Consider the following 5,700-nt stretch of genomic DNA (forward strand, 5'->3'; position numbering starts at 1 on the left):
ACATCGGGCTGGCGCCCTCGTCTTGCCGACTCCCCCTCAAGGGGGGAGTGATGCACTGCACTTGTGTTGTCCGCGAGCATGGCGCAAAATCCGCTCTGGGACGAACCCTGCGGGGATCCGCCGATGGCACTGCTGGCACTGGGGGTAAACCACAAAAACGCGCCCGTGGAGGTGCGCGAGCGACTGGCCTTTGAGGCCGGCGCCATACCCGGCGCCCTATCCAGCCTGTCCAGCCGGAAAGGGGTGCGGGAAGCGGCGATCCTTTCCACCTGCAACCGCACCGAGCTGTACTGCAATCTGCACGAGGGCGGCAAACGCGGCCTCGCCGACTGGCTGGCCGGCTACCACGGCCTGCGCGAGGACAGCCTGCTCCCCTACCTGTACGCGCACCCCGGCCAGCGGGCGGTAAGGCATGTCATGCGCGTAGCCAGCGGCCTGGACTCCATGGTCGTGGGCGAACCCCAGGTCCTGGGACAACTCAAGCTCGCTTACGAAGCGGCGCTCGACGCGGGGACGGTCGGGCCGCTGCTGAACCGGCTGTTTCAACACTCGTTCTCGGCGGCGAAGCAGGTGCGCAGCAGCACCGCGATCGGCCACAGCCCGCTGTCCGTCGCGGCGGTGGCGGTCAAACTGGCCCGGCAGGTCTGCCGGCTGAGCGACAGCAGCGTGCTGCTGGTCGGCGCGGGAGAGACCATAGAGATCGCCGCCAGGCGCTTGCGCCAAGAGAACATCCGGCGAATGATCGTCGCCAACCGCACCCTGGAGACGGCGCAACGGCTGGCGCAGGCGTGCCAGGGCTACGCGATTCACCTGGCCGCCATGCCGGACCATTTGGCGGAGGCGGACATCGTACTCTGCTGCACGGGGAGCCGGACGCCCGTACTCTCCATGGAGGCCGTGGCGAAGGCAGGCGCCGCGCGCAAACACAAACCCATGTTCCTGGTTGACCTCGCCGTCCCCCGGGACATAGACCCGCGGGTGGCCGATCTGGAAGAAGCCTACCTCTATACCGTGGACGATCTGGAACAGGTCATAGACCGAAACCTGGACGACCGCAAGGAAGCGGCAAGAGAAGCGGAGGAGATTATCCGCGCCCGCGTCAGCCGCTTTATGGAATGGCTGCAGGGGCGCCAGGCCGTGCCCGATATCCGCGCCCTGCGCGAACGCGCCTGGCTGCTCCGGGAGCAGGCGCTGGAGGACGCGGAGCGCCAACTGAGCAACGGCACCCCCGCCTCCGAAGTGCTGCGCCGGGTCACCCGCGCGCTGACCGGGAGATTGCTGCACCTGCCCACGGTAAGCCTGCGCGCAGGACGCTCCGACGGCGGGCGCGAGACCGAATAAGGCCGCCGCGCTCCCCGGCCGCCGCCCTGCCCCCGCCGCGCCGCGCGGCCATAGCCGCAGTCGGCGGACGAGCCGCCGCAAAAACCGATGATCAAAAAGAGCCTGCAAGACAAGCTGGAAGGACTGGAACGGCGGCTGGAAAAAATTGACGCCCTGCTGGGCAATGCCGGAGTCTGCAACGACCGCGACCGCTACCGGCAACTGGCCAGGGAGCGGGCGGAACTGGCGCCGGTCGTGTCCTGCTTCCGGGACTACCGGGGCAACGAGGACGCCATCGGCGCCGCCATGCAACTGACCCGGGACGCGGACCCCGGGATCCGGGAACTGGCGCAGGCGGAACTCAAGGAGGCGAAAGGCAGGGAAACGCAGTTGCAGCAAGACCTCCACCGCCTGCTGCTGCCCCGCGACCCGGACGACGCCAAAAACATCTTTCTGGAAATCCGCGCCGGCGCGGGCGGGCGGGAGGCGGCGCTATTCGCCGGCGATCTGATGCGCATGTATTGCCGCTATGCCGAGGCGCGGCGCTGGCAGGTGGAGATCGTCAACAGCCATCCCAGCGAATTGGACGGCTACCGGGAGGTGGTCCTGCGGATTATCGGCAAGGCCGTCTATTCCCGCCTCAAATTCGAGTCCGGCGTCCACCGGGTGCAGCGCGTCCCGGAGACCGAGACGCAGGGCCGCATTCACACCTCCACCTGCACGGTCGCCGTGCTGCCGGAGGCAGAGCGGGTGGACCGCATCGAGGTGCAACCGGACGAACTTCGCATAGACACTTTTCGCGCCTCGGGAGCGGGGGGGCAGCACGTCAACAAGACCGATTCCGCGATCCGCATCCTGCACCTGCCTACCGGGACCGTGGTGGAGTGCCAGGACGAACGCTCCCAGCACAAGAACCGCGCCAAGGCGATGGCGCTGCTGCAAGCGCGGCTGCTGGCCGCGGAGCGCGGCAGGCAGGCCCAGGAGCGGGCGGAAAGCCGGCGGCTGCTGGTGGGCAGCGGCGCCCGCTCGGAGCGGATTCGCACCTACAATTTTCCGCAAAACCGGATGACGGATCACCGCATCCAACTGACCTTGCACCAGTTGGGGGACGTGCTGCTCGGCAAAATAGACGCCGTGATCGAACCGCTGATCAGCGAGTACCAGGCCCAGGCGCTGAGCGCGGCGGCGGACAGCGCGCAATGACGCCGCGGGACCATGCCGCCACCGTGCGTTCGCTGCTCTTCGAGGCGGCGCGCGTATTGGGGGCCGGCGGGCGCGGCCGGCTGGAGGCGGAACTGCTGCTGGCCGACGTATTGGCGACGGGACGGGCGCGGCTGTACGCGCACCCGGAGATGCCGGTGGCGGCGGCGGCGGCGCGGCGGTTCCGGGCGCTGCTGGCCCGGCGCGCCCTGGGCTGGCCCGTCGCCTACCTTACCGGCCTGCGGGAATTCTGGTCGCTGCCGCTGCGGGTCAGCACGCATACGCTGATCCCCCGTCCCGAGACCGAAGAGGTAGTACGGGCGGCGCTGAAGCTGATTCCCGCGGGCACGGCCGCGCGGGTCGCCGACCTCGGCACGGGCTGCGGCGCGATCGCCGTAGCGCTCGCCGGCGAACGCCCCGCCGCCCAGGTGCTGGCGACGGACATTTGTCCCCGCGCCCTGCGGGTCGCGGCGGCCAACGGCAGGCGCGCGCGACGGCGAAACCTGCGGCTGCGGCGGGGGGACTGGTACGCCCCCCTTCGGGGAATGCGCTTCGACCTGATCGTCAGCAATCCTCCGTACATCGCCCCAGGCGACCCGCACCTGAAGCGCGGAGACCTCCGTTTCGAACCGCGGCGGGCGCTGGTAGGACGCCGGGACGGCCTGCAAGAGTTGCGCGCCCTGGTCGCCGGCGCGCCCGCCCATCTCGCCCCCGGCGGCGCTCTGATATTGGAGCATGGCCGCGGCCAGGGGGAACAGGCGCGCGGACTCTTCCGGCGCCGCGGTTACCGGCGCATCCGTACGCACCGCGACCTCGCGGGCCGCGAGCGAGTCACACAGGGGACCGCCCCCCGTGACTAGGCCGCCGCCCGGCCCCCCGGCTTGCCGCCAGGCGCCCGGCGAGCCGCTCCCCTCCTGGCGCGCCTACCTGCAATCGGCTTACGCCATTTGCCGCCGCCGCCGCTTTGCGCCCGCCTCCCGCCGCGCCCCCCAGCAATGGCGCAGGCACCTGCAAGACAATGACTGAAGCGGGCGAATTGCAAGACGAACAACTGCTGCGCTACAGCCGGCAGATCATGCTGACGCAGATTGATGTCGCCGGGCAACTGCGCCTGCGGCGCGCGCGAACGCTGGTGATCGGACTGGGGGGCCTGGGCTCCCCGGTGGCCATGTACCTGGCGGCGGCCGGCGTGGGCGAACTGACCCTGGCCGACCACGACCGCGTGGACCTCTCCAACTTGCAGCGTCAACTCCTGCACCGCACGGCCGACATCGGCGCCCGCAAGACGGAATCCGCGCGCGCGCGCGTTCTGGAACTGAACCCGGAAGTCCGCACCCGGCTGGTCGGGGAACGGCTGGCCGGACAGACCCTGGAGGCGGAGGCCGCCAGGGCCGACATAGTGGTGGACGCCACCGACAACTTCGCCTCCCGTTTTGCCATCAACCGGGTCTGCGCCCGGCTGCGGAAACCGCTGGTCTCGGGGGCGGCCGCCCGCTTCGAGGGACAAGTCGGCGTCTTCGACACCCGGCGGCCCGACAGCCCCTGCTACCGGTGCCTGTACCCGCAAGAGGCGGCCGACCGCCGCCTGAGCTGCGACGAGGCGGGGGTCGTCGCCCCCCTGCTCGGCATCATCGGCAGCGTACAGGCGCTGGAGACCATGAAGGTGTTAATGGACATCGGCCGCCCCCTCTACGGCAGATTGCTGTTGCTGGACGCCCTGCGCATGGAATGGCAATGCCTGCGTCTGCCCCGCGACCCGGACTGCCCCGACTGCGGCGCCCGCCCCCCGCCCGCCGCCGAACCCGAAGAAGCATGAGCCCCATTTTCGGCTCGAGTCCCGAAAAACCGGCACGGGCGCCTGCCGCGCCGCTAATTCAGATCGAAGAGAGCCATCGCGGCCAGGATGACGGCAATACCCCCGGCCATGCGCCACGTCAGCCGCGCCTCCCGGGCGGCCATCTCCGCCCTTACGGAAGAAATATCCTCCCTTACGGCGCAGAGATCTTCTCTTACGGCGGAGATATCTTCTCGCGCGGCAAAGACATCCGCCCTGGTTGCCATGTCGCTGGCAACCGCAACGGACTGCGCCGCCGCCCGCGCCTTGTCGTCCGATGCCCCCGCGTCCCGCAGGGCGTCCAATAGCTCGATATTCGCCTGGGTCATGCCGTGATCGATCATAATCTACATCGCGGGCGCTTGCCACGCGCCGCCGCCGGGCGCCCAAGCGAAGGAGAGAGCAAGGAGGCGGGCGCCCGGCGGCACACAACCATGGAGCCAGCGTTTATTCCACGGTCAGGAATTCGCGGTTCTTCTCGATGATGACGGGGCCGATCCCGCGCACATCCGCCAATTCGTCTATGGATTTGAACTCGCCGTTCTCTTCCCGGTAGGAAACGATGGCCCGGGCCTTGGCTTGTCCAATGCCCTTGATCAGCGCCAGGGTTGCCGCGTCGGCCGTATTGATGTTCACCGTTGCCGGGATGGTCTCCGAAGCCGTCTCCGGCGTCATCTCCGGGGCCATCTCCGGGGTCGTCTCCGCGGCGCCTGCCAACAACGGCAGGAGCAGCAGGGACGCGAGCAGGATTTTTCCGGTCATAGTCGCAACCTCCATGTTCTTACGATTCCCTTACCCATGCGGGCAGAAGCAATCCTAGCCTGCCTACCGCCGAAAAAAATCATTCATTTGAAGGATTTTTGGGGGAGTGCGCGGCGGCCTCCAAGCCGTTACGCAAAGGCAAGCAAAGCGGCCCTCTTATTCCGCCATTCCCTCATTTTTCCCATCACTCCCCCCTGGAGGGGGAGGAAGCGGCGGTTGCGATTTCCGTGTCCGCTGGGGGAAGGAGGCGCCGCTATGCCCCCCACCGGCGCGACTTCGGGCTCCGCCCTCGTCTTGCCGACTCCCCCTCAAGGGGGGAGTGATGCGCGGGAATGGCGGAGTAGTCTTTACACGCTGGATGCCCATAGGGTTTTTGCACAGACTGTTTCGCCGGAATGACAGAAAAAAACAGGCTGTGCAAAAACGCTGTGGGCATCCAGCGAATAAAGCCCACTCCGCCATTCCCATGCCCCCCCTCGCCATTCCCGCGCCCCCCTCGCCATTCCCGCGCCCCCCTCGCCATTCCTGCGAAAGCAGGAATCCAGCGTATAAAGCGCGCGCTTCGCGCTCCTTCAGGGCGGAGC

General features: G+C 68.3%; 6 protein-coding genes. 4 read left to right on the forward strand and 2 right to left on the reverse strand.

From position 1 onward, the window contains the following. The first annotated feature begins 123 nt into the window (after positions 1 to 123). From hemA to moeB, 4 genes are all read left to right on the forward strand, one after another. Positions 124 to 1,341 (forward strand): glutamyl-tRNA reductase, encoded by a 1,218-nt coding sequence (hemA, locus tag OXU43_06610; GenBank protein MDD9824824.1) that lies wholly within the window; start codon positions 124 to 126, stop codon positions 1,339 to 1,341. Positions 1,342 to 1,431: 90 nt separating this feature from the next. Then, positions 1,432 to 2,523 carry a peptide chain release factor 1 gene (gene prfA / locus OXU43_06615; GenBank protein ID MDD9824825.1) on the forward strand — a complete coding sequence of 364 codons (1,092 nt, stop codon included), beginning with the start codon at positions 1,432 to 1,434 and terminating at the stop codon, positions 2,521 to 2,523. Then, the gene (gene prmC, locus OXU43_06620; protein ID MDD9824826.1) at positions 2,520 to 3,380 is read left to right on the forward strand and encodes a peptide chain release factor N(5)-glutamine methyltransferase; all 861 of its coding nucleotides are present in this window, start codon (positions 2,520 to 2,522) and stop codon (positions 3,378 to 3,380) included. The genes prfA and prmC overlap by 4 nt, the downstream gene beginning before the upstream one ends. A gap of 176 nt (positions 3,381 to 3,556) precedes the next feature. Then, on the forward strand, positions 3,557 to 4,336 hold the full coding sequence (gene moeB, locus OXU43_06625) for a molybdopterin-synthase adenylyltransferase MoeB (GenBank protein MDD9824827.1): 780 nt from the start codon (positions 3,557 to 3,559) through the stop codon (positions 4,334 to 4,336). A gap of 53 nt (positions 4,337 to 4,389) precedes the next feature. Here the strand turns inward: moeB and OXU43_06630 are convergent, their stop codons facing one another. Together OXU43_06630 and OXU43_06635 are read right to left on the reverse strand one after the other, a co-directional pair. Further along, complete coding sequence (locus tag OXU43_06630; GenBank protein MDD9824828.1) at positions 4,390 to 4,698, reverse strand: hypothetical protein; 309 nt, start codon at positions 4,696 to 4,698, stop codon at positions 4,390 to 4,392. A 103-nt stretch (positions 4,699 to 4,801) separates the two neighbouring features. Beyond that, positions 4,802 to 5,116, reverse strand: a complete 315-nt coding sequence (locus OXU43_06635) for a ComEA family DNA-binding protein (GenBank protein MDD9824829.1) — start codon at positions 5,114 to 5,116, stop codon at positions 4,802 to 4,804. Positions 5,117 to 5,700 lie beyond the last annotated feature (584 nt).

The organism is Gammaproteobacteria bacterium, assembly GCA_028817255.1.
GTDB lineage: Bacteria > Pseudomonadota > Gammaproteobacteria > Porifericomitales > Porifericomitaceae > Porifericomes > Porifericomes azotivorans.

Excerpts from the sequence above, each read along its gene's own strand:
- hemA (MDD9824824.1), top strand. The coding sequence starts at position 124 with ATGGCACTGCTGGCACTGGGGGTAAACCACAAAAACGCGCCCGTGGAG.
- prmC (MDD9824826.1), top strand. The coding sequence starts at position 2,520 with ATGACGCCGCGGGACCATGCCGCCACCGTGCGTTCGCTGCTCTTCGAG.
- OXU43_06630 (MDD9824828.1), bottom strand. The coding sequence starts at position 4,698 with ATGATCGATCACGGCATGACCCAGGCGAATATCGAGCTATTGGACGCC.
- OXU43_06635 (MDD9824829.1), bottom strand. The coding sequence starts at position 5,116 with ATGACCGGAAAAATCCTGCTCGCGTCCCTGCTGCTCCTGCCGTTGTTG.